This is a genomic window from Caballeronia sp. GAWG1-1, assembly GCF_023631465.1.
In the GTDB taxonomy this organism is placed as follows: Bacteria; Pseudomonadota; Gammaproteobacteria; order Burkholderiales; family Burkholderiaceae; genus Caballeronia.
The window spans coordinates 1-242 of sequence record NZ_JALQDB010000136.1; the positions used below are offsets into that span (position 1 = coordinate 1).

At 52.1% G+C, this 242-nt stretch carries 1 protein-coding gene; it reads right to left on the bottom strand.

Going from position 1 to position 242, the window contains the following annotated elements; translation table 11 throughout:
• The coding region (locus NCT03_RS33775; protein WP_250495525.1) for a hypothetical protein at positions 1 to 224 on the bottom strand (224 nt) is incomplete at its 3' end.
• Positions 225 to 242: the final 18 nt, after the last annotated feature.

The window sequence follows — 242 nt, forward strand, 5'->3', positions numbered from 1 at the left end:
TTCATGTGCGTCCAACCGGTGTAATTCTTGACCTCGGGTGCTTTGCTCTTTAGGTCCTTGAATTCTGGAAGTTCGTAGTCGACTATCGAGTGTTCTTCACCCTTCACCGGGTAGTCCACATAGTTTCGGCCCCATACCGCCCCGATCGGCAGTGAACTCTGCAATACCCGGCCATTTTTCATCTCGATGTAGCCGCGATCATCCACAACGACGAATTGCTTCACGTCCTCCGGCATGGGAAA